This is a genomic window from Lysinibacillus telephonicus (assembly GCF_039654155.1).
GTDB classification, from domain to species: Bacteria; Bacillota; Bacilli; order Bacillales_A; family Planococcaceae; genus Ureibacillus; species Ureibacillus telephonicus.
Window position 1 is genome coordinate 636,303 of sequence record NZ_CP155468.1, and the last position, 21,571, is coordinate 657,873.

Genomic DNA, 21,571 nt, shown 5'->3' on the forward strand with positions numbered 1-21,571 from the left:
ATATTTGATAATACGATTGGTATTATAAAGGAGATAATGATAATGTAAAATTAAATAGTTTTTAAATATTGACATAGATATATATGTTTATAGCCACTTGCTTTACAAAAACTGTGGATAAAACCCGGAGCGTTAATGTTTTCTTTAAAGTAGTGGACTCTATTCTTTAATATTAGAATAATAGAAGGACTTCCACTTCAAAATTAATTAGTGTACAAACTTTAGGCGTTAGTAGTAAAGTTAAAAATTTTGATTATGTCACTAATCAGTCTATTATTTCTATGGTGAAGCTAAATATTCAATAGATATCCTTAGGCATTTAGTTTTATTTTAACTAAATTCCATTTTCATAGGGAAAGAGTTTTACGGGAGGATTGTATATGGCAAAAGAAAAAGATCCGAAGCTTATTCCAATATGGGTAGGGTTAATTATCATATATGCTTTTATTATATTTATCTATCAAATGCGTTTTAGCAATAAGACGACTATCTTATTTACTATAATGTATGCTATTTTCACAATCCTTGTTTTTCTCTTTTTAAAGGGTATGGTTATGAAAAACTTCCATTATTTATATACAGCCGTGATAACATCTCTCTGTTTGCTTTTTATTGTTGTAATAGGTTCGGCGGTATATTTTAATAGCCAAAAACATGCGGATTTTCATCAGAAGCAATTGTTACTTACTGGTGCTTCCAGTGCATATAAAGCGTTAAATCTTGATGGCGAAAACATACTTTCAGTGGAAGTAGGAGAGTATACAAAGGGTGATGGATTTCCATATCGATACAAGGTGAAAATTACTACAAAAGAATCGGAACAACCCTATTATTTTGAATGTAGCGATTATAAATGCAGTTCAATGATTAGATATAATGATTTGATAGAAGAATAATAAGTTTAATATTGTCGCATAGCTTACTTGTATATTAAAAACTGAAGCAGAAACGTTGATTTAACAACATTTCTGCTTTTTTCTATAGCCTTTTGAGACGCAGCTTTTTAAATCTTGATTACTTTAATTTTTTAAAGACCTGTTCGACGTAAAAATTAAATTCTTCTAGATTGATAAGGATAATGCGTTCAAATAAGGGAGAATTATAATCCATTTTTTCAATGCTTATAACGGCTAAAGCATTATACAAACTTATAATCATCAATTATCATTTACAGGTAGTACAAGCTCTGCTCTAAAACCTTTTCCTATATCACTTGATAAAATCAAATGTCCTTGATGAGCCTTTGCAATTCTTTCAACCATTGGTAGTCCCAACCCATGTCCATTGTTACGTGGATGTTTTCTTTTAGATGAATAAGGTAAATCTAATAAACTTGGAATTTCACTTTGGGAAATGCCTTTGCCATTATCAGCAATAATGAAACTACAAGAATTATTGCTTTCATCAAAGGTTGTCTGTAGGCGTATCAAACAACCATCAGGATTATGATTAATGCTGTTTTGTATTAGGTTATTAATAGCACGTGTCAGCAGTCGTTCATCTCCATTGACTTTAACATTTTCGTCTAAATTGTCTACTTCTAATATAAAGCGTTCATCTAAACCGTTATTTAGAAATTCAGTTGCAATTTGTCTTATTAAAACTGAGGTGCGGATTAGCTTTTTGTTAAGCGGCTGCATTTCATATTCAAGCATTGAAACTAGGTTTAAATCACTGACAAGAGATCGTAAATATTCTCCTTGCTGCCGAATAATTCCCGCCTGGCGTCTTTGTTGAGCTGGGATATCGCAATTCTCCTCAAGATTACTGGAATAGCCTAGCACCATTGAAAGAGGGGTTCGGATGTCGTGTGAAATACCTGCAATCCAGTTTGAACGGGCTTCATCCCTGCTTTTCAAACTTTCATTCTTTTTCCGTAATAAAGTAGATGCTCGGTTCACACTTTGTGCAAGATCAGCCAAAATTCCTTTTGGTTCTATAAAAGTTTCTCTATCTTCAGCAAGTGCCTGTATACCTTGTGTTAACGGTCGGATAGAGTGAACGAGTCTATAGCCGATAAGAAGCGATAAAAGTAGCGCTACTACAATATTTATAAGCAGCAAAACGGCCATCCTTAACGGTAAAGAAGAAACCCAAGCTACTGGAAGTATATATTCATATTTTGCCAAGCTTTTTTTAGGATAGCCAACAACTACCAATCCATCATTGTGTTCCCATACAAAAACAGGGTAATCTTCTAAATAGTTTTTTGTAAATTTAGCTATGTCTGTCAAAGAATATTGGTCAGGAAGTTCTTTGGGGATCATATAATCCCATGCTATATAACCGGTATTATCGTCGATGAGCATTGCCCATGCATGATTCTGATCAAGTAATTTTATAACTGAAGAATCTAATGAATAAGGAGTATTATTTGATGGGCGATTTAAATTTTCTGCAACATCCTGAACAATAGAAGCAGGAGATTGCACACCAGTCATACCTTTAACTAACCAAAAGCCTAAAAGTATAAAGTTGAAAACTACTAGAAAAGCAGAGATTAACATTGTTGCACCAATAAATCGCTTTAAAATACGTACTGTACCTTTCATGTTAACCCTTCCTTTACCATTAGCTTGTATCCTAACCCCCGAATGGTAAGCAAAAATTCCGGATTGGAAGGATCCGCCTCAATCTTTTCTCGGATTCGGCGTATATGGACCATCAAAGTGTTTTCAAAACCGTAGTAATCATCTCCCCATACTGCTTGGCAAAGTGCATCACTTGTTACGATACGGTTCCGGTTTTCATAAAGTTTGAAAAGTAATGCAAATTCCTTTGCTGTTAAAGAAAATTCATTTTCTTTGTACTGAACAGTGCCGCTTCCAAGATCGATGATGCGGTTACCCAAATTAAAGATAGGTGGCTCATCCCTCATAGGCTGTGAATATACCCTTCGCAAAACTGCTGTTAGTCGAAGGAATAGCTCACGGGGTAAGAAAGGTTTTACTATATAATCATCAGCACCGAGTCCAAGTCCTAATAAACGATCTTCATCTTCTCCTCTTGCAGATAAAAAAAGAACCGGAAAATTTGATATTTGTCGTATAGAAGTCAAAAGGGAAAAGCCATCTCCGTCAGGCAGCATAACATCTAAAATTGCAATATCTGGTTTTACCGTCTGACAAACCTGTAATGCTTCTTCACAAGTAGCAGCGTGGAAAATACGATTAAATCCTTCTTTTCTTAAAAATTCATCTAATATGTTTCTGATTTCTTTTTCATCGTCTACAATTAGTAGTTTCTTATTTTTTATATCATCCATATAACATCACCAATAATAATTATATATTTCTTTTTCTTTTTTCCACATGATAATCCTGGTTATTTATTTGATTTAAGGTTGACGTAAGGTTGTTGTCAGTTTATAGAAATGTTGTCTTGTTAATCTTTGACAAAAGAGAAATTGGAGGAAGCGAATATGAAACAAATTGTTTCAACCCACAATCTTTCTAAAAGGTACCAAGGCAAATATTGTGTGGAAGATTTAAATATCTCTGTTGAAGAAGGGGAAATCTATGGATTTCTTGGTCCTAATGGGGCAGGGAAGTCTACTACATTGAAAATGATTTTAGGGTTGACTCGCCCTAATAATGGCATCGTATCGGTTTTTGGAAAGGAATTTAATAAAAACAGGCGTCTAATTTTAAGTCAAACAGGCTCACTTATTGAATCACCATCCTATTACGGACATCTTACAGGACTTGAGAATATGCGCATTGTACAAAGGTTACGAGAAGTTCCTGAAAAAAATGTAATGGAAGCCTTGAAAATTGTTCGTTTGGATAAACAAATTGATAAAAAGGTGAACCAGTATTCCCTTGGGATGAAACAGCGTTTAGGGATTGCCATGGCGTTGATGTCATTTCCGAAGCTTTTAATACTGGATGAACCAACAAATGGTCTTGATCCGGCAGGTATTGGCGAAATACGCGAGTTAATTAAATCTTTACCCGAACGTTATGGAATAACAGTACTTATTTCTAGCCACTTACTTACAGAAATTGAGCAAATTGCAACATCAGTAGGCATCATCAACAATGGAAGGATGATGTTCCAAGGAAGCATGGCTGAATTGAAAGATAAAAGCCATTCAACAATTATGATCAAAACGAGAAACAATAAGCTTGCTCAGGAGCTTCTTTATTCAAAGGGTTTTTATTCGATGCAACGAGGAGATAGTTTAGTATTTGAAAACTTAATGGATGAAGAGATAATACAGGCGAATAGAAGCTTAGTTACTGCCAACATCGATGTATTACGTATTGAAGAAAATAAGAAAAGCTTAGAGGATATTTTCCTTGATTTAACTGGAAAGGAGAAGAGCCTATAGTGAAAGCGATTAGTCTTGAATTCTATAAGTTTCGGCATAGACGCTTGTTCTTGATGGTGACATTATTCCTGTTGGTAGAAGTTGCTTTTTTATTCATGGGGATAAGTAGGTCGATCTCAATAAATCCTCATAATGCGAATTGGGAGGCACTGATTGTAATGTTTGCTTCTATGAATGGACTTATATTCCCCATTCTTGTATCAGTTTGTGTTTCTCGGATTTGTGATACGGAACATAAAGGCAATACATTGAAATTATTGTTGACCCTTTCTGTAAATCCGGGACAAATTTATGCAGCAAAGTATATTTGCGCATGTATTTTGATGTTATGGGCTTGTACATTACAAGTACTTGCCATCGCTGTGTTTGGCATAGTAAATGGGTTTGAAAATTCGGTTCCAACATCCTTGCTTATTTGGTTTTTTGCAGGAATATATTTGACAAGTATGGCAGTAATAGCACTGCAGCTATGGATATCAATGATGTGGAAAAACCAAGCATTTGCAATATCTCTTGGTATGATTGGTGGCTTTATTGGCATGACAGCAGATTTAATGCCTACTGGAATACGCGGGATGTTTATATGGTCCTACTTTTCAAAACTAAGCCCAGTTGCACAAAGCTTTAAAAGCGAGAAACTAGATTTTATAGTTCGAGATATACATGCATTACTTCCTATGATGCTTATTGTGATTGTTGCTGGAAGTATTTTATATCTAGTTGGAAACTTCCATTTATCAAGGAAAGAGGTATAAGGAGGGTGAATAATGTTAAAACGTTGTGTTTCTGCTGAATGGATTAAACTACGCCATTCCCGTATGTGGATGATCATAATAATTTTACCGATTATAAGTGTATTAATAGGAAGCTTCAACTTTACTATGAATCAAGGTGTATTAAAAAAAGAATGGTATAGTTTATGGTCTCAAGTAGCTTTGTTTTATGGTGAATTTTTCTTTCCTATTCTTATTGCTATTTGCTGTGCATACTTGTGGAGATTAGAACATTTTAATAAGAACTGGAATATGATCATGACCGCACCTGTATCGGCAGCCAGTATTTTTTTCTCTAAACTGATCGTAGTTGGTGTACTGCTAATGTTCGTTCAAGTATTATTTTTTCTATTGTATTTCTTAGGAGGGAGACTAATAGGATTACCCTCTGAGCTGCCTCAGGAACTACTTGGATGGCTTGTTAGAGGCTGGATATCAGCTTTATCGATTAGTGTACTGCAATTAGCACTGTCCATGTGTATTCGCAGCTTTGCCGTTCCTATTGGCATCGGCTTTTGCGCAGCTATTATTGGCCTGGGCATGTACGTTATTGATTTGGGTATGTTTTTTCCCCATTCCTTACTAACTATTGGAATGGGAGTACTCAGTCAAACAGGCATTTTATCCATAAGCAACCATCTATTGTTTTTCATTATGAATCTGTTTTTCATTGCCATAATTAGTATGGCAGCCATTTACCGGCTGAGAAAGTCGGATGTAGTGGCTTAACAAGTGAATGATATAGAAGACGATAGATATTTTATATTAAACACGCATAACCTCGTCCCGATTTTAGGACGAGGTAAATTTAAGGTGTTTAATTTATCATAAAAAACATTTCATGAGTACCAATCGTTTGCTGAATTCGATACAGGGTTAAATTCACGATGTTGAATAATAAGCTTGGGTTCCATCTTTTAGAAATATTTTAGTATCTGAAAATGGAAGTAGCTTATTACCATACTTCGGAGGGAATACTTTTTAAATAGGAATTACTTATGGAATCTTCCATAATAAATTTCATTTTTTATTCTGAATATATTTCACTTATTATCTAATAATAAAATTATCTGATTTTTGGGGGGATTATATGCAGGGAGATTTAAATTCAAGATTAACATCTTCCGAAATTTCGGTAATTTGGAGTAGTTGTCAGAACAACAGTTTGTCAATATGTGTTCTGCAATATTTCCTAGCAAATGTTGACGATGATGATGTTAAGTCCGTTTTAGAATTCGCACTCGATATATCACAAAATAACTTAAATATAAGCAAATCAATTCTAGAAAAAGACCACCGGCAAATTCCAGTTGCTTTTACTAATGAAGATGTAAATCCAACAGCTCCTCGTCTATATTCTGATGCGTTTTATCTATATTATCTTAAAAATATGGCTAAGGTTGGTTTATCGATTTATGGTGTGGCTTTGGCGACTGCCGCACAGTCCGATGTCCGTAATTTTTTAAGTCAAGCTATACAACTTCCACAGACCTTTATAATAAAGTAACTGATGTTTTGTTATCAAAGGGGTTATTTGTAAAACCACCTTATGTTTCAGCCTCAAATGAGATTGATTTTATCGACAAAAAAAGTTATTTAGGTGGAGTATTAAATATAAATAATAGACCTTTAAATGTCATAGAGATTACACATATTCAAATAAATATTGAAACAAATACAGTGGGGGAAATACTTATAGCAGGTCTTTCTCAAGTAGCAAAGTCAAAGAAGGTTCGTGAATATTGTCTCAGAGGTTCAGAGATAGCAAAAAAACATATTCAAGTTTTTGCATCACTGTTAACGAATAATTCCCTTCCTGCTCCAATGCCTTGGGATCTAGAAGTAACAGAGTCGACTATCTCACCCTTTTCGGATAAATTAATAATGTTTCATGCATCATTGTTAATACAATCAAGCATTTCTAACTACGCAACAGCTTCAGCAGCAAGTTTACGAAATGACATATCGACATCATATGTCCGTTTAACAGCAGAAAGTGCTCAATATGCGAAAGATGGTTTGAATCTTATGATTAAACACGAATGGATGGAACAGCCTCCACAGGTTCCAAATCATAAAGGATTAGCAAGGGGATAGTGTTTTTAAGAATTAGGGAGTAGGTTAATAGTATGAGTAAAAATTCGATTGAAACATTACTCTGGTCTATAGCCTTACCAGGGTTTGGACAACTTTTGAATCGAAAATATATAAAAGGTATAACCTTAATCTTATTAGAACTTTTGATAAATATACAGGCTAACTTAAACATAGCAATCCTTTTAAGTTTCCAAGGGGATATTCTTTCTTCCATTAAAGAAACCAACTATCAGTGGCTAATGTTTTATCCATGCTTATACTTTTTTTCGATGTGGGATGCCTTTAAAGATGCTGGCGGAGGAAAAAGCCCATTTTCTTTTCTTCCATTTGTATTTGCAGCGTATTTAGTAACTATTGGTATAATTTATTCTGCAAAAATTACAATTTTTGGGGTTTTGTTTGGGCCAGTTTTTTTACCAATGGTATTGGTCCTCCCGGGTGTTTTTATAGGATTAATTGTAAAAAGAGCCCTTATATTCTTAATCAAATAAGAACACAAAATGTTCTCAGCTATTTAAAATAAGATGAGAGCTATTGTGTTCTTTTTAATGCCTATTAAACAATCGGTTCTCTTGCTGAATAGGACTAATGGACGTTTTAAATACTTTATTGTTAATGTAGCAATTTAATTGAAAATCCTAATTTCTTAAATTATTTTGTTTCTCGGGTCTTGCAATCAAGTAAATGGCTATTAATATTAAACATATTCCTATCAGGTGGGTAAAAGTCATTTTTTCCCCTAAAATAACTATTGAAAGTATGACACTGCTTATTGGTAAAACACATGTTAATACGCCTACAGTACTTGCAGGAATTTTTGAAACCCCCTGGTACATAAGAATAAAGGCAATGACGGTTACAACGATACCTGAATAGAATACTAATCCCCATTCTAAAACGGATACTTCTCCAAAGTTAAACTGACTGCCTTCATAGAGGGAAAATGGTAAAAATAAGACAGCCCCAAAAATACTCACGATTGTAGAAATAGCAAGGGGGCTAACTCGCTCTGCAACAAACTTCCCAAATATAATAAACAAAGATTCACATATAACCGAGCAGAAAATAAGTAAGTTTCCTATTAATGAGGAATTTCCAACCGTTGAAATAGATTCGGTAAAATTAATTATTAATGTGCCGAAAATGGCAAGTGAAATTGCTAATATTACATTTTTGCCCAATTTTTCCTTTAGGAAAAGGAAGGCAATTGCCCCTGTGATTGCAGGAGCTGTACTTGTAATAATTCCACCCTCCATTGCCGTAGTTATTGTCAGTCCATATAACATAAAGATATTAAATAAAAATACACCAAAAAATGCTTGTAAAAATAGAATCAATAAATCCTGTTTACTAATAGAAGGGAATCCTTCAAGTATTATCATTAAAGGGACTAAAATAATCGTTGCGATAAGGAATCTTAATTCAGCTCCTAAGAATACTGGGAAACTCTGCACAATCAATTTTCCTACTATTACTGAACTTCCTACAATAATCATTGCTAACATAATTTTCAAACTTGGGACTAAATTTTCGTTCAATAGGTTTACTCCTTTCTATTTGTATTTACCTTATCATGGTAAAATGGTTTATATTAGTGCCACTTTTTATATCTTTTGATGGTGCCAATTTTGTGAAGGGGGGATATACATATGCTATGGATAACTATTGATCGGTCATTGGATATACCTTTAATTAGACAAGTTTATGAGCAAATACGAGTGCTAATTTTAAATGGGGACCTACAATCAGGGGAAAAACTACCTTCAACACGGGAGCTAGCTTCAGAGTTAAAAGTATCAAGGAATGTAATTTTAGAAGCTTATGATCAATTATTGGCTGAAGGTTTCTTAGTTTCACAAATGGGTTCAGGAACATTTGTCGCTGATGGAGCTTTTTTAAAGGAACATGGTGGAATTCCTTCATTTCATTCTACAGATTGGGGTGAAGACAAAAATAAAGGTCATAACATGATCAACTTTCGCTCTGGAATACCAGCATTGGACTTATTTCCACGTAAGATTTGGGCAAGGTTGTCACTAGCCATATGGAATGAAGCAGCACCTTCAACATTTGGATATGATGTTCCGGAAGGGCGTTATGAACTGAGGCAAGTTTTATCCCGTTATTTACTAAAAACACGAGGGGTTGTTTGTCATCCAGAACAAATTGTCGTTACTTCTGGCGCAACGCAAGCCTTAACACTTGTTTCGAAATTACTTTTATCCACAGAGGATTCAGTAATTATTGAGGATCCTATAACAAGTGATATACAAACAATTTTTAAAGCTTTAGGTTCTAGCCTTTATCCAATACCGGTTGATGAATATGGGATAAAGACGTCGCTGCTTCCATCACATATTAGTCCGAAATTAGTCTTTGTTACCCCTTCCCATCAGTATCCTTTGGGCGGAGTATTACCGATTCAACGACGTATCCAGTTGATAAACTATTCACGAAAAACGAGTTGCTATCTTGTTGAAGATGATTATGACAGTGAGTTTCGATACGAAGGCCCACCTGTAAGTTCGTTGCAGGGGTTGGATCCAGAACGTGTGTTATATATCGGTTCTTTTAGTAAAATCCTATCACCAGCTCTTAGAATGGGGTATGTAATTCTTCCATCACATCTTATTGAAAAGTGCCGTAAATTAAAATGGTTTTCAGATTTACATACACCCTCTATGGATCAGCTTATCCTTGCTCGTTTTATTGAAGAAGGGCATTTGGAAAGACATATTATGAAAATGAAGAAGATTTATAAAAAAAGAAGAGACTTCCTAATTCATTGTTTAAAAACGACCTTTTCTAATAATATAAAAATTTGCGGTTATTCAACTGGTTTGCATCTAATAGTTGAATGGAAAGAATGTCATTTTTCAAAAGACTTACTCGATGAAATTGAAGTGTTTGGCGTTAAAATATATCCGGTAGAAGACCATGCTATAGAAAAAGGGAAACATAAGAATCGGATTATTTTAGGGTTTGGCCATCTGACAAATGGAGAAATAGAAGAAGGTATAACAAGACTTAACCAAGCAATGTATAGTATTAAAAGCCGAACTTCTGCAACATGAATCTAGAAAAAGGGACAATTTAAAACTCCTATTAATGTATTGATTTCATTAAGTCCTTATAATTGAATGCATAGAAATACCCCTGCTTTAAACTTAGAGGTGAGCAGGGATTTTTTGTTGTAATAGTAATTATAAAGAATAGGGAGCTTATGGATGAAAATGCACATACAATAACCTCAAGCATTTGAGATGTTATTCACAGGTTCCTCTTTCTTTAAGTCCACCTATATTTCACGAATGCTAAAATCTCCGTACATATTTTATTTTGATTTGATAAACTAAACCGCTTATATCCACTTTTTTACCACTTATTAAGCAAAGAGAAAAACTTACAAAATCATATGTTACAGTAACAATGAAGGAAGGAGGCAGTTATGAAAATTCAATTAATGATTGACGAGAAATATCAAGAAACTGAAGTTCATATATGTGCAAAACAATATAATGAACAAATCGAGGAACTGATGAAACAATTACAAGAAGTACAGACAACGAAGGTCATTGATGGCTATTTACAGCAAGAAATTCATATGCTCAAAGTCAAAGACATTTATTTTATCTATGCAGAAGGAGCGAAGGTTTATTTGCAAACGATAGGGCATGAATTTGAATCGAAGAGAAAGCTTTACGAGCTGGAAACGATGCTGTCACATGATTTTGTTCGAGTAAGCAAATCTATGCTCGTCAATATGGATAAAATCGCCTCAATTCAAATGGGTCGCATTGGTTCGACGGAAATAATTTTAGATGATGAATCATCAGTTCATGTAAGCCGCAAATATTTTAAAGGCTTGAAAAAACGATTAGGTATAGGGAGAGATTAAAATGATAAAGATTATACGGTTTGCCATAATTGGATTGTTAATTGGATTAAGTTCATCATACACAATAGTGACATTTAATCTTTTAGCTGATTCAAACGCTCCGATAACAGGGAAAGAATTGTTTGAACAAGTTATTATTGCTGCCATTCTTGGTATTGTCATCGGTTTGATTTCACTCATTTTTAAAACAGAACGCTTTAGTTTTACATTACAACTATTTATTCACTTTATTGTCGTAACCATTTGTGTGTTTGCTGCTGGGAATATTGGGGAATGGTATGACGTTACGAGTATTGCCACTATCATAAGTCTTTTGATTTCAATTGTTGTTATTTACATTATTAGTTGGGGGATTGCTTTACTTCTTCAAAAACGTGATATAGAAGAAATGAATCTCTTTATTCAAAAAAGAAGAGAGAATTTATGATTTGCAAATAGTGTAATTAAAGTGTTGTAAAGGAATTTCTCACCCCCTTAAAGAATAATTAATAAAACAGTGAAAAATCCTATATTGATGCGGGGAATTATCTGTTACCCAAAACATTCTTTTATCAAGTAATTGACATAAGATATGAACAACTTTGATAAAGGGGAAGGTTTGGCATTAATACTAATATAAGGGGTGGGGAAGTTTATGATTAGTAAGGTCGGTCAAATTATGTTGTACGTTAATAACCAGGATGAGGCAGTAAGTTTTTGGACGGAAAAGGTGGGGTTTTTAGTCATCTCTGAAGAAGATAATGGACAAGGTATGAGATGGATTGAAATTGCTCCAGCAAGGGATGCAGAAACAAGCATTATCCTGCATAATAAGGAACTTGTTGCAAAAATGGAGCCTGAATTAAATCTTGGTACACCTTCTTTAATGTTTTTCACGGAAAACCTGGAGCTGCTATACAGTAATCTATCAAATAAAAATGTAACAGTTGGAGAAATTGTAAATATGCCTTCCGGAAGAGTATTTAATTTTGCAGATACTGAAGATAATTACTTTGCAGTAATGGAAAAGGTAAATAATTAAAACTGCATCAAACCAAGATATACATTTGAGACGAAAGCCATGCTTACAGTATTTTGTAGGCATGGCTTAATTTGAATTTCAATATTTTTAGTCTTAAATAGGTATGGGATTTCTATATTAATTTTTGTTAATATCTACGAACCCTTTACCAAATACATCTCTAACATCATGTATAGTGACAAATGCCGTTTGGTCAATTGATTTTATAATATTCTTCAGTTCCACTAATTGTTGTTTGTTGATAATAACATAAAGAATTTCTTTTGAATTTTTTGTGTAAAAACCATATCCATTAAATACAGTAACGCCTCTGTTTATTTGTTCATTGACTTGTTTTGCTATTTCGTCTGGATTTTTAGTAATGATAGTTACGGCCTTTTTTGTATTTAAACCTTCGATGATAAAGTCCATAACTTTAGTAGCTATGTATAACATTAAAATGGTGAACATTAACTTTTCCATTCCAATAATAAAATAAGAACAAAACACCACAACTAAATCAAAAAATAAAAGTCCGTAACTTACACTCCATCCTAAATATTTTTGAGTAATTTTTGCCAGTATCGTTGAACCCGCAATAGTTCCTCCTGAACGTAAAATAAGACCAAGTCCAACTCCTACAATAACTCCACCAAATAAAGCGTTAAGTATATCTTGGTTTGATTGAATTGTCCAGTTCTCAGTGAAATGCAAAAATAAAGATATTGCTATAACTGCAATAATTGTATAAATAGTTGTTTTTTTATCTAAAAACTTATATCCAACCGCTATTAATAGTCCATTTAAAATGAAACTAACTAGACCAGGGGACCATTCGTATAAGTAGTACAAAATAATGGTAGTGCCCGTTACTCCTCCTTCTCCGAAATTATTTGGAATTACAAATATATTGATAGCTACCGAAAAAATAAAAGAGCCTACTATAATCATTAAAAGCTCTAATCTAATTTTTTTGTTCATGATTTTACCCCTCAATTAAAATTATATGTTTAAGAAATACATAGATAAGCTTCCTTTAATCCTCATAGAGGGGATGCTAATTTAGTAACAAGGATAACATGAATTTATAGAGAGTCAACCTAGTAGTGTAAGAACAAGTAAATTTTTACATTAAGTTGCTTATTCTTTGATTCCATACTGTATTTAATAGTTTTAAAGTATGCTATTAGTTTCAATATGATATTTTATTAGACCGAGGGAAGGGGAAAGCGATTTTTATGGCGGTTGGGTAGGGGTGGAAATTTTATTATTTAACTTCTCCTTTAAAATATTATCAGATTATTGATTGATTTATAAAATATTTAAAATAATTACCTTATTAATAGTAAAAACTTATTGAATTTTAAGATAATATAAAATACAATTTGTATCAAAAGACCTACCTTTATATGATTTTTTGTATGGTTTGAAATACTGATTTAATACTATTAAATTAAAGTGAGGCAGCATAGATGAACTCTATTTTTGATGATCTAAATACCTTATTCGCAATTTATAAATCCCTTTTCAAATTTAATCCAGATCCATGTTACGCAATAGACAGAAACGGACAATTTATTCTAATTAACCAAATGGCAAAGGACTTAACGGGGTATTCGAAGGAGGAGTTTTCTAAACTTTCTTTTCTTGATTTAATAGTTGATGAATTCAAAGAGTCTATGAACGAGTTATTTATAGATGTACTAACAAATGAAAAAATAAAAAGCTTCGAAGTTTCAATTAAACATAAAACAGGTGCTGTTATCGAATTGTACGGAACTTCAGTACCTATAATTGTAGGGAATCAGGTTTTAGGTGTTGCGGGTATTGTTAAAGATATAACAGAAAAAAACTTTATGCAAGGTGAGCTTGAAAGGACAAAAATAGACTTAGAAAGTATTTTTAATAGCATCGATGTATGTGTATGGTCAACAGATTTTGAACATGAAGTGGTATATCAAATTTCTTCTGCTTGTAAGAAAATTTATGGATACTCTCAAGAAGAATTTACAGAAAATCCCGATTTATGGAAAGAGGTTATCCATCCTGATGATGTTGCTTATGTTGAAAACATGCAGCCTAAATTAGCAGCTGACAGGCAGACATTAAAGTTGGAGTATCGAATTATTGATGCTAATCAAAATATAAAGTGGGTATCAAATTATACAACGCCAATATTAAATGAATCAGGAGATTTAGTTAAACTTAATGGGGTTGTTGTAGACATTCATCAACGGCGATTGGCAGAAGAAAAATTAGAATTTATGGCGTTTCATGATGAACTAACCGATTTACCAAATCGCAGACTATTTGAACAGCTTTTAGATAAAGCAATTTTAAATGCAAAGAAGGAAAACAAAAAAATTGCTATTCTTTTCTTTGATCTTGACGAATTCAAGTCGATAAACGACACACTTGGCCATACTGTAGGAGACAAAGTATTAACGATTGTGGCAAAACGTTTAAAAGATACTTTAAAAAAGGGAGATATCGTTTCAAGGCTAGGTGGAGATGAGTTTATTATCTTATTGCAAGATATAGACGATATTAAAGAAGTTGAAACAGAAGCTCGAAAGCTTATTGATGCGATACTAAATCCAATCTATTTAGGAGAAAGGTGTTATGTCCTTACAGCGAGTATTGGAATAAGTATTTTTCCAGATCATACCACTGTGACGGAACGGCTAATTACTTACGCAGATCAAGCGCTAAATGCAGCTAAAAGAGATAGTAAAAACACATATAAATTCTATAAAGCTGACTTTTCAGAAGAATTATGTAGGAAATTAGATGTATTACAAGCTTTGCGTCAAGCTTTATACAAAGATTCCATGACATTACACTATCAACCTATTATAGATATTAGAGATAAAAGTATTGTAGGGTTTGAAGCTCTTTTAAGATGGAATGACCCAACATTAGGAACAATTTCCCCATCTGAGTTTATTCCAATAGCAGAGGAATCGGGGCTTATCATCCCATTAGGTGAGTGGGTTTTTCATAAGGCTTGTATAGAGTTTAATGAATTATATAGGAACTGTGATGTTTCGGCTTATTTATCAGTAAATGTATCAACAAAGCAATTTGAAGATGAACTGTTTCTTAGTAAACTTATAAAGATATTAAATGAGACTAACTTTGATCCAAAATTACTCAAAATAGAATTAACTGAAAGTATTATGATGAAGAATATAGAGAGAACTATTGAAAAGCTTCTTCAATTGAAGGAACTGGGGATTGAAGTGTTTCTTGATGACTTTGGTACAGGCTATTCATCTCTAAATTATTTAGGGGTGCTTCCTATTAATACACTCAAAATTGACCGATCATTTATACAAAATATAAATGCTTCAGGTCAGGAAGCGATTGTACATACTATTATTTCAATGGCAAATAGTTTAGATAAAGGGATAATTGCTGAAGGAGTAGAGGAAGAATGTCAGTTATTATATCTAGAAAAACTTGGTTGTTATAATATTCAAGGTTATCTTTTTAGTAAGCCGATACCTTTTGAGGAAATCCCGAATTTTATAGATAAAAGATTTATAAGAAAATAGCAAGCAAAAAGTGGCCCTCTCATAAAAGGATGAGAGGGCCACTTATCTGTACCGAAAGCGAAGCGACAGGTACAAATTATCTGTACCGAAAGCGAAGCGACAGGTACAAATTTTCTATACAGAAAAATAATTTAGCTTAATCAAATTTCAGCCCTTTTAATGCTTCTGCTAATGCGTTATTCACAGGCTCTTCTTGATTTTGCTGTTTTAAATACTTTTGTACAGTACGTTTATCCACTTTTCCTTTCGATTCTTTGCTGCGGCGTTGTTGGAAAGTGGATAACTTTTCGCGATATCCACATTTACACACAAAAATTTGTCCTTCGCCTTCACCACGTAACTCCAGCTTTTTATGACATTGTGGACAACGAGCGTTTGTAACGCGGGATACATTTTTGCGATGTCCACATTCTCGATCCTGACAAACAAGCATTTTGCCTTTTTTACCGTTTACTTCAAGCATCGGTTTTCCACAGTCAGGGCAAGATTTTGTGGAAATGTTATCATGTTTATATTTTTTATCGCTTGCCTTTATTTCAGAAACGATTTCTTTTGTATAATTTTTCATTTCAGAAATAAATACTTCTTTTTTCAATTTTCCATTTGCAATTTGCTCAAGTTTCATTTCCCATTCTGCGGTAAGGGCAGGGGATTTTAATTCTTCCGGAACTAAATCAAGTAATTGACGACCTTTAGAAGTAATGTAAATTTCTTTGCCGACGCGTTTTTCAATTAAAAATGAATTAAATAATTTATCAATAATATCAGCACGTGTCGCAACTGTTCCGAGACCACCAGTTGACTTCAATGTTTCAGCTAATTGTTTATTTTGAGTACCCATATATTTTACTGGGTTTTCCATTGCTGAAAGTAAGGTTGCCTCGGTAAAACGTGCTGGTGGCTTTGTCTGGCCAGAAGTCTGGGCAATCAATTTCACATTTAAGGTTTGACCTTTTTCAATGCGAGGCAAAATTTGTTCTTTTACATCATCGGTATTTTCTTCATCATCGAAACGATTCTCATATACCTCTTTCCAACCACTCGAAAGAATCGTTTTTCCATGAGCAATAAAACTTTCATCCCCAATTTTTGCACGAAGAGTCAGCTGTTCATATTCAAATGCAGGGAATAATACTGCCAAGAAACGCTTTACGACTAAATCATAAATTTTTCGCTCTTTATCATTAAATGCAGAGAAGTTAACGTATCCTTCAGTCGGAATGATTGCATGGTGGTCACTTACTTTACTGTCATCGACAAAGGATTTATTTGATTTTATAGGTTTAGAAAGCACCTTATTTGTCAGTTGACGATATTCTCCAACACCACATGCTTTTAATCTTTCAGGAAGTGTCGCCACTATGTCACTTGATAAATAGCGTGAATCAGTTCGGGGGTATGTCAACACCTTATGCTGCTCATACAATTTCTGCATAATATTTAATGTTTCTTTTGCTGAATATCCGAAAATTTTGTTGGCATCACGTTGAAGCTCTGTTAAATCATAAAGACCAGGTGCAAATGATTTTTTCGATTTGCGTTCAATGTCTGACACAACTGCATTTTGACGGCCAAGCTTTTTAACCAGCCCATCTATTTTTTCTTTATCAAAACTACGCAAATTTCCGTTTTTATCCTGCCACGTTAATTTTAAATCGTCTGCTGTTTGCGCCTCAATTCCGTAATAGGTTTGCGGCTTAAAGGTTTTAATTTCCTCTTCACGCTGAGCAATAATCGCGACAGTAGGAGTCTGCACGCGGCCACAGTTCAGCTGCGCATTAAAACGAGTAGTAAGAGCGCGGGTAGCATTTAAACCGATATACCAATCTGCTTCTGATCGAGCAACAGCGGAAGCATATAAGTTTTCATATGTTTTCCCTGGTTTTAAATTTTTGAACCCATCTTTAATCGCTTTGTCGGTAACAGATGAAATCCATAAACGTTTAATCGGTTTCTTTACTTTTGCTTTTTCAATGATCCAACGGGCAACTAATTCACCCTCACGGCCAGCATCCGTTGCAATAATAATATCCGATACGTCATTGCGTAATAATTGTGATTTAACTGCATTAAATTGTTTGCCGGATTGCTTAATAACCGTTAATTTTAAACGGTCTGGCAACATCGGCAAATCCTCTAAATTCCACGTTTTATATTTCACATCGTAGCTTTCGGGATCGGCTAATGTAACTAAATGCCCCAAAGCCCAAGTAACAATATATTGATCACCTTCAAGATAACCGTTGCCTTTTTTACTGCATTTTAATACTCTAGCGATATCACGCGCTACAGATGGTTTTTCAGCTAGCACTAAGCTTTTTGCCATGATAAACATCCTTTCTAATTTCCATACGATTATAGCATATGCTCCTTGCAGTTTCAGTTAGGGAGGAAATTATTCATATAGAAAAAAGGTTTTAAAAATTCAATTTGAGTTATTTAAGCTGATTCGGGAATACTTTTTAAAAGAAAATATAAATGAAAAATTTCCATAACCTTCTATTATAAAGGTGAATTATTATGTAAACATCAAAATTATGAACATTTTATTAACCAATTGTAAAGGGATTGTAAATGTTATATTTCAAATTTGTAAAAACATTTACATTGCTGCGTAAATTATAAATAATAGGTGTCGAAACAATCGAAAGGGTGAAAATATAAAAAAATGGATTGGCAGACGATGATTTTCCAGTTCCTGGGCGGTTTAGGTTTATTTTTATTTGCAATTAAGTTTATGGGAGACGGTCTGCAAAAAGCAGCAGGAGATCGGCTTCGAGAAATATTAGATAGATTTACAACAAATCCTTTAATGGGCGTTTTAGTCGGGATTGTTGTTACCGTATTAATTCAGTCTAGTTCAGGGACAACGGTTATTACTGTTGGACTTGTTAGTGCAGGATTTATGACATTGCGTCAGGCAATTGGCGTTATTATGGGTGCCAATATTGGTACGACGGTTACGGCATTTATTATCGGTTTTGATGTCGGGGCTTATTCATACCCAATTATGGCACTTGGTGCTGTCCTTTTATTCTTCTTTAAAAAGAATACAATTCAGAATATCGGACAAATTTTATTCGGTTTTGCAGGTTTATTTATCGGGTTAGAAATGATGGGGGATGGCATGAAGCCCCTGCGAGACTGGGATGCATTTATTGATTTAACAGTTAACTTTAGTGACCATCCTATCTTAGGGGTTATTGCAGGAACATTGTTTACAGTAGTTGTACAATCATCCTCTGCAACAGTAGGTATTTTACAAGGACTATATTCGGAAGGGCTAATTCCTTTAGGTGGAGCTCTACCAGTTCTATTTGGTGACAATATAGGAACAACGATTACAGCTGTACTAGCTTCTTTAGGTGCTTCTATTACAGCTCGTCGTGCAGCGGCTTCACACGTATTATTTAACATCATTGGATCAATTATATTCTTATTAATACTACCATTATTCACTAATTATGTTGAGTGGATTTCTGGTGCACTAAATCTTGAAGAGAAAATGCAAATTGCTTTTGCTCATGGTACGTTTAATGTAGTTAATACAATCATTCAGCTACCGTTCGTAGGTGTTTTAGCATATATTGTGACTAAAATTGTCCCTGGTGAGGACGAATCGATTGAGTATGCACCGAAGCACTTAGACTTATCGCTAATTGAGCAATCCCCATCAATTGCATTGGGACAAGCAAAACAGGAAGTAGTAAGAATGGGTGAATTTGCAGTAAAAGGTCTTCAAGAATCGATGGATTTCTTATTTACTGGTGACAAGAAACATGTAACAATGACAGTACAATTAGAGGATGCGATTAATAATTTAGATCGAGTAACGACAGATTATTTAGTAGAGCTATCAAAAGAATCACTTTCTGAAACAGATTCTAAATTGCATCACTCGCTATTCCAAAATATTCGTGATATTGAGCGGGTAGGGGATCATTTCGAAAACCTTGTCGAATTAATTCAATCTAAAGAAATGAATCGTGTTAAATTCAGCGAAGAAGCTTATGAAGAGCTAAAGGAAATGTACGAATTCGTTTTAGATACAGTAAGCCTATCAGTCCTTGCTTTAGATAAACAAAGCAAAGAATTTGCAAGAGAAGTTATTAGCAAGGAAGATCGAATTGATGAATTGGAACGTGTATTGCGCAAACGCCATATTTATCGCTTAAATAATGGAGAATGTTCAGGCTCAGCAGGCATTATTTACGCTGATATTATAAGTAACTTAGAGCGTATCGGTGATCATGCAGTAAATATTGCTGAGACAATATTAGAAGAAAATCATCCGTTTGGAGCAATTTAATTAAAGGCTGTGCGAAGATTATTTCTTTGCACAGCTTTTTAATTTTCCGTATAAATAATGTGTTGCTTTTTTCGTTATTTAAATCAAAATATTTGTAAATTTAGTTTAAGAAAATTACTATATTATGTAAAATATATGAAAATTTATGTTAAAAAAAGGTGATGCGGATGAGAATTGCGAGTCTTTTAAATGAAGGCAACATTAATATGGATGAGCGCAAACGTTTAATGCAGCGCAAAGAAATGAATGATGCCTATAAAAAGAATGCCAGTTACACTCAAAAGAATACTAGCACAATGCTAGAAATTCTTGAGAATCTAATTACCGGTAAAACCGAAAAAGAACTCTTCGAAAATGATAATGTTACTTTAAATAAAGATTTGGAAAGTGTCCAAGAAGATACAATTGAAAATTATTTATCACCTGTCAAAAATGAGATTGCCAGTAGTGGAGATGATGGCTTTGAATCATTTTCAGACGAGCAATTCGAATTCGTAATCCCTGAACGTTTTATGCAAAGCTTCAATCGAAATTTTGAGCAAGTGGGAGGAAAGCAGTTAGAAAATATAATATTTGAAAGAACTTACAACAAGGCTGTTTCAACATACACTTATCATATGCAACTAGCACAGAACGGATATAACATTGATCAACCACAATATTTTTTAACTGCATAAAACAATAAAGAATACTTAAAGACTTGGCAAACATAATGACAGTTGTTCCAAGAGTAGAAAAAACATTCGGAAAGGTAAAAGAAGAGGATCTGACAAAAACTGCTCCAAGTTATAATCCAAACTTTGACGGTAAGCCATTGTCCTTCTTAATTGATCATTTAATTGTTCAACATGTTGTAGGGCATTATGATCAATTAGTTCGACATTTACAAAAAGTTCAATAATATAGTGAAGGAAAGTGCCCATTTTATGCAATGGGTATTTTTATTTTGCTAAAAAAACAAAATGTACAATGAAATCTTTACAAATTTGATATGATTTAGGTATGGAATTTTTCTATATATAGGAGTAGTGTTATAGATGGCAAAACAAAAACTGGCAAAGACAAATGCGGTTCGTTTATTAGATCAAAAAAAAATCGCCTACAACTTAATGGAGTATACAATTGAGGACAATCGACTTGATGGGGTGACAGTTGCACAAAAGGTGGGGCATCCGGCTTCTCATGTATTTAAAACACTAGTGACAACAGCAGGTGCAGGTAAATTTTTTGTTTTTGTTATTCCTGTAGCAGAGGAATTAAATTTGAAGGCATGTGCAAAAGCAGCTGGTGAAAAGAAAATTGAAATGCTCCATGTAAAAGATTTATTGGCTACTACAGGGTATATCCGTGGTGGATGTTCGCCAGTAGGAATGAAGAAGCTGTTTCCAACCTTTATTGACGAATCAGCTAAAAATCTTGAGTATATTCTAGTAAGTGCGGGTAAGATTGGGATGCAAATTCAATTAAATCCCAGTGATTTAATTAAAGTAACCCAAGGGAAGTTTGCAAGTTTAACAATATAGTTGTGGGTGTCAACTTCTAAAGAAAGTTTAAAAGAATGTCTAGCGTAAGCTATCCGATTCCTTTAGGTCGCTGTCTGCCCT

General features: G+C 33.9%; 21 protein-coding genes. 16 read left to right on the forward strand and 5 right to left on the reverse strand.

Going from position 1 to position 21,571, the window contains the following annotated elements:
* Nucleotides 1-380 precede the first annotated feature (380 nt).
* Nucleotides 381-896 carry a hypothetical protein gene (locus tag MKY04_RS03095; protein ID WP_346235286.1) on the forward strand — a complete coding sequence of 172 codons (516 nt, stop codon included), beginning with the start codon at nt 381-383 and terminating at the stop codon, nt 894-896.
* A gap of 261 nt (nt 897-1,157) precedes the next feature.
* On the opposite strand, the gene MKY04_RS03100 is transcribed toward MKY04_RS03095, so the two are convergent.
* Together MKY04_RS03100 and MKY04_RS03105 are read right to left on the reverse strand one after the other, a co-directional pair.
* Nucleotides 1,158-2,552: a HAMP domain-containing sensor histidine kinase gene (locus MKY04_RS03100; protein WP_346235287.1), complete on the reverse strand. Its 1,395-nt coding sequence runs from the start codon at nt 2,550-2,552 to the stop codon at nt 1,158-1,160.
* On the reverse strand, nt 2,549-3,265 hold the full coding sequence (locus tag MKY04_RS03105) for a response regulator transcription factor (protein WP_126293143.1): 717 nt from the start codon (nt 3,263-3,265) through the stop codon (nt 2,549-2,551). Before MKY04_RS03105 ends, MKY04_RS03100 begins: the two co-directional genes overlap by 4 nt.
* A gap of 156 nt (nt 3,266-3,421) precedes the next feature.
* Between MKY04_RS03105 and MKY04_RS03110 the strand changes: the two genes are divergently transcribed.
* The 6 genes from MKY04_RS03110 (at nt 3,422) to MKY04_RS03135 (ending at nt 7,694) form a co-directional block, all read left to right on the forward strand.
* Complete coding sequence (locus MKY04_RS03110) at nt 3,422-4,333, forward strand: ABC transporter ATP-binding protein (protein ID WP_126293145.1); 912 nt, start codon at nt 3,422-3,424, stop codon at nt 4,331-4,333.
* Between the two features lie 53 nt (nt 4,334-4,386).
* Nucleotides 4,387-5,088, forward strand: coding sequence for an ABC transporter permease (locus tag MKY04_RS03115; protein WP_410799000.1), 702 nt, complete (start codon nt 4,387-4,389; stop codon nt 5,086-5,088).
* Between the two features lie 12 nt (nt 5,089-5,100).
* Entirely contained in the window at nt 5,101-5,835 is a 735-nt protein-coding gene (locus MKY04_RS03120; RefSeq protein WP_346235289.1) for an ABC transporter permease, read from the forward strand.
* Between the two features lie 361 nt (nt 5,836-6,196).
* Nucleotides 6,197-6,613 carry a DUF3231 family protein gene (locus tag MKY04_RS03125; protein WP_346235290.1) on the forward strand — a complete coding sequence of 139 codons (417 nt, stop codon included), beginning with the start codon at nt 6,197-6,199 and terminating at the stop codon, nt 6,611-6,613.
* A gap of 8 nt (nt 6,614-6,621) precedes the next feature.
* Nucleotides 6,622-7,203, forward strand: a complete 582-nt coding sequence (locus MKY04_RS03130; RefSeq protein WP_346235291.1) for a DUF3231 family protein — start codon at nt 6,622-6,624, stop codon at nt 7,201-7,203.
* Nucleotides 7,204-7,235: 32 nt separating this feature from the next.
* Nucleotides 7,236-7,694 carry a hypothetical protein gene (locus MKY04_RS03135; protein ID WP_346235292.1) on the forward strand — a complete coding sequence of 153 codons (459 nt, stop codon included), beginning with the start codon at nt 7,236-7,238 and terminating at the stop codon, nt 7,692-7,694.
* Between the two features lie 147 nt (nt 7,695-7,841).
* Here the strand turns inward: MKY04_RS03135 and MKY04_RS03140 are convergent, their stop codons facing one another.
* Entirely contained in the window at nt 7,842-8,741 is a 900-nt protein-coding gene (locus tag MKY04_RS03140; RefSeq protein ID WP_126293154.1) for a DMT family transporter, read from the reverse strand.
* Nucleotides 8,742-8,852: 111 nt separating this feature from the next.
* Between MKY04_RS03140 and MKY04_RS03145 the strand changes: the two genes are divergently transcribed.
* The 4 genes from MKY04_RS03145 to MKY04_RS03160 all read left to right on the forward strand — a co-directional run bounded on the left by MKY04_RS03145 (nt 8,853) and on the right by MKY04_RS03160 (nt 12,122).
* Nucleotides 8,853-10,277, forward strand: coding sequence for a PLP-dependent aminotransferase family protein (locus MKY04_RS03145; RefSeq protein ID WP_126293155.1), 1,425 nt, complete (start codon nt 8,853-8,855; stop codon nt 10,275-10,277).
* A 374-nt stretch (nt 10,278-10,651) separates the two neighbouring features.
* Entirely contained in the window at nt 10,652-11,101 is a 450-nt protein-coding gene (locus MKY04_RS03150) for a LytTR family DNA-binding domain-containing protein (protein ID WP_126293156.1), read from the forward strand.
* 1 nt (nt 11,102) lies between these two features.
* On the forward strand, nt 11,103-11,528 hold the full coding sequence (locus tag MKY04_RS03155; RefSeq protein WP_246020174.1) for a DUF3021 domain-containing protein: 426 nt from the start codon (nt 11,103-11,105) through the stop codon (nt 11,526-11,528).
* Between the two features lie 207 nt (nt 11,529-11,735).
* Nucleotides 11,736-12,122: a VOC family protein gene (locus MKY04_RS03160; RefSeq protein ID WP_126293158.1), complete on the forward strand. Its 387-nt coding sequence runs from the start codon at nt 11,736-11,738 to the stop codon at nt 12,120-12,122.
* 117 nt (nt 12,123-12,239) lie between these two features.
* On the opposite strand, the gene MKY04_RS03165 is transcribed toward MKY04_RS03160, so the two are convergent.
* Entirely contained in the window at nt 12,240-13,082 is an 843-nt protein-coding gene (locus MKY04_RS03165) for a YitT family protein (protein WP_346235293.1), read from the reverse strand.
* A gap of 491 nt (nt 13,083-13,573) precedes the next feature.
* Between MKY04_RS03165 and MKY04_RS03170 the strand changes: the two genes are divergently transcribed.
* Nucleotides 13,574-15,658, forward strand: a complete 2,085-nt coding sequence (locus tag MKY04_RS03170; protein ID WP_346235294.1) for a sensor domain-containing protein — start codon at nt 13,574-13,576, stop codon at nt 15,656-15,658.
* 136 nt (nt 15,659-15,794) lie between these two features.
* On the opposite strand, the gene MKY04_RS03175 is transcribed toward MKY04_RS03170, so the two are convergent.
* Entirely contained in the window at nt 15,795-17,984 is a 2,190-nt protein-coding gene (locus MKY04_RS03175; RefSeq protein ID WP_346235295.1) for a DNA topoisomerase III, read from the reverse strand.
* Nucleotides 17,985-18,326: 342 nt separating this feature from the next.
* On the opposite strand from MKY04_RS03175, the gene MKY04_RS03180 reads away from it, so the two are divergent.
* From MKY04_RS03180 to ybaK, 4 genes are all read left to right on the forward strand, one after another.
* On the forward strand, nt 18,327-19,967 hold the full coding sequence (locus MKY04_RS03180) for a Na/Pi cotransporter family protein (protein WP_246020176.1): 1,641 nt from the start codon (nt 18,327-18,329) through the stop codon (nt 19,965-19,967).
* Nucleotides 19,968-20,134: 167 nt separating this feature from the next.
* Complete coding sequence (locus MKY04_RS03185) at nt 20,135-20,644, forward strand: hypothetical protein (RefSeq protein ID WP_126293165.1); 510 nt, start codon at nt 20,135-20,137, stop codon at nt 20,642-20,644.
* 23 nt (nt 20,645-20,667) lie between these two features.
* Nucleotides 20,668-20,868 (forward strand): hypothetical protein, encoded by a 201-nt coding sequence (locus MKY04_RS03190; protein WP_346235296.1) that lies wholly within the window; start codon nt 20,668-20,670, stop codon nt 20,866-20,868.
* A 136-nt stretch (nt 20,869-21,004) separates the two neighbouring features.
* Complete coding sequence (gene ybaK, locus MKY04_RS03195) at nt 21,005-21,490, forward strand: Cys-tRNA(Pro) deacylase (RefSeq protein WP_126293167.1); 486 nt, start codon at nt 21,005-21,007, stop codon at nt 21,488-21,490.
* The last annotated feature ends 81 nt before the right edge of the window (nt 21,491-21,571 follow it).

Coding starts and splice junctions, on each gene's coding strand:
- MKY04_RS03095 (WP_346235286.1), top strand. CDS start 381: ATGGCAAAAGAAAAAGATCCGAAGCTTATTCCAATATGGGTAGGGTTA.
- MKY04_RS03100 (WP_346235287.1), bottom strand. CDS start 2,552: ATGAAAGGTACAGTACGTATTTTAAAGCGATTTATTGGTGCAACAATG.
- MKY04_RS03105 (WP_126293143.1), bottom strand. CDS start 3,265: ATGGATGATATAAAAAATAAGAAACTACTAATTGTAGACGATGAAAAA.
- MKY04_RS03110 (WP_126293145.1), top strand. CDS start 3,422: ATGAAACAAATTGTTTCAACCCACAATCTTTCTAAAAGGTACCAAGGC.
- MKY04_RS03115 (WP_410799000.1), top strand. CDS start 4,387: ATGGTGACATTATTCCTGTTGGTAGAAGTTGCTTTTTTATTCATGGGG.
- MKY04_RS03120 (WP_346235289.1), top strand. CDS start 5,101: ATGTTAAAACGTTGTGTTTCTGCTGAATGGATTAAACTACGCCATTCC.
- MKY04_RS03125 (WP_346235290.1), top strand. CDS start 6,197: ATGCAGGGAGATTTAAATTCAAGATTAACATCTTCCGAAATTTCGGTA.
- MKY04_RS03135 (WP_346235292.1), top strand. CDS start 7,236: ATGAGTAAAAATTCGATTGAAACATTACTCTGGTCTATAGCCTTACCA.
- MKY04_RS03145 (WP_126293155.1), top strand. CDS start 8,853: ATGCTATGGATAACTATTGATCGGTCATTGGATATACCTTTAATTAGA.
- MKY04_RS03150 (WP_126293156.1), top strand. CDS start 10,652: ATGAAAATTCAATTAATGATTGACGAGAAATATCAAGAAACTGAAGTT.
- MKY04_RS03155 (WP_246020174.1), top strand. CDS start 11,103: ATGATAAAGATTATACGGTTTGCCATAATTGGATTGTTAATTGGATTA.
- MKY04_RS03160 (WP_126293158.1), top strand. CDS start 11,736: ATGATTAGTAAGGTCGGTCAAATTATGTTGTACGTTAATAACCAGGAT.
- MKY04_RS03165 (WP_346235293.1), bottom strand. CDS start 13,082: ATGAACAAAAAAATTAGATTAGAGCTTTTAATGATTATAGTAGGCTCT.
- MKY04_RS03170 (WP_346235294.1), top strand. CDS start 13,574: ATGAACTCTATTTTTGATGATCTAAATACCTTATTCGCAATTTATAAA.
- MKY04_RS03175 (WP_346235295.1), bottom strand. CDS start 17,984: ATGGCAAAAAGCTTAGTGCTAGCTGAAAAACCATCTGTAGCGCGTGAT.
- MKY04_RS03180 (WP_246020176.1), top strand. CDS start 18,327: ATGGATTGGCAGACGATGATTTTCCAGTTCCTGGGCGGTTTAGGTTTA.
- MKY04_RS03185 (WP_126293165.1), top strand. CDS start 20,135: ATGAGAATTGCGAGTCTTTTAAATGAAGGCAACATTAATATGGATGAG.
- ybaK (WP_126293167.1), top strand. CDS start 21,005: ATGGCAAAACAAAAACTGGCAAAGACAAATGCGGTTCGTTTATTAGAT.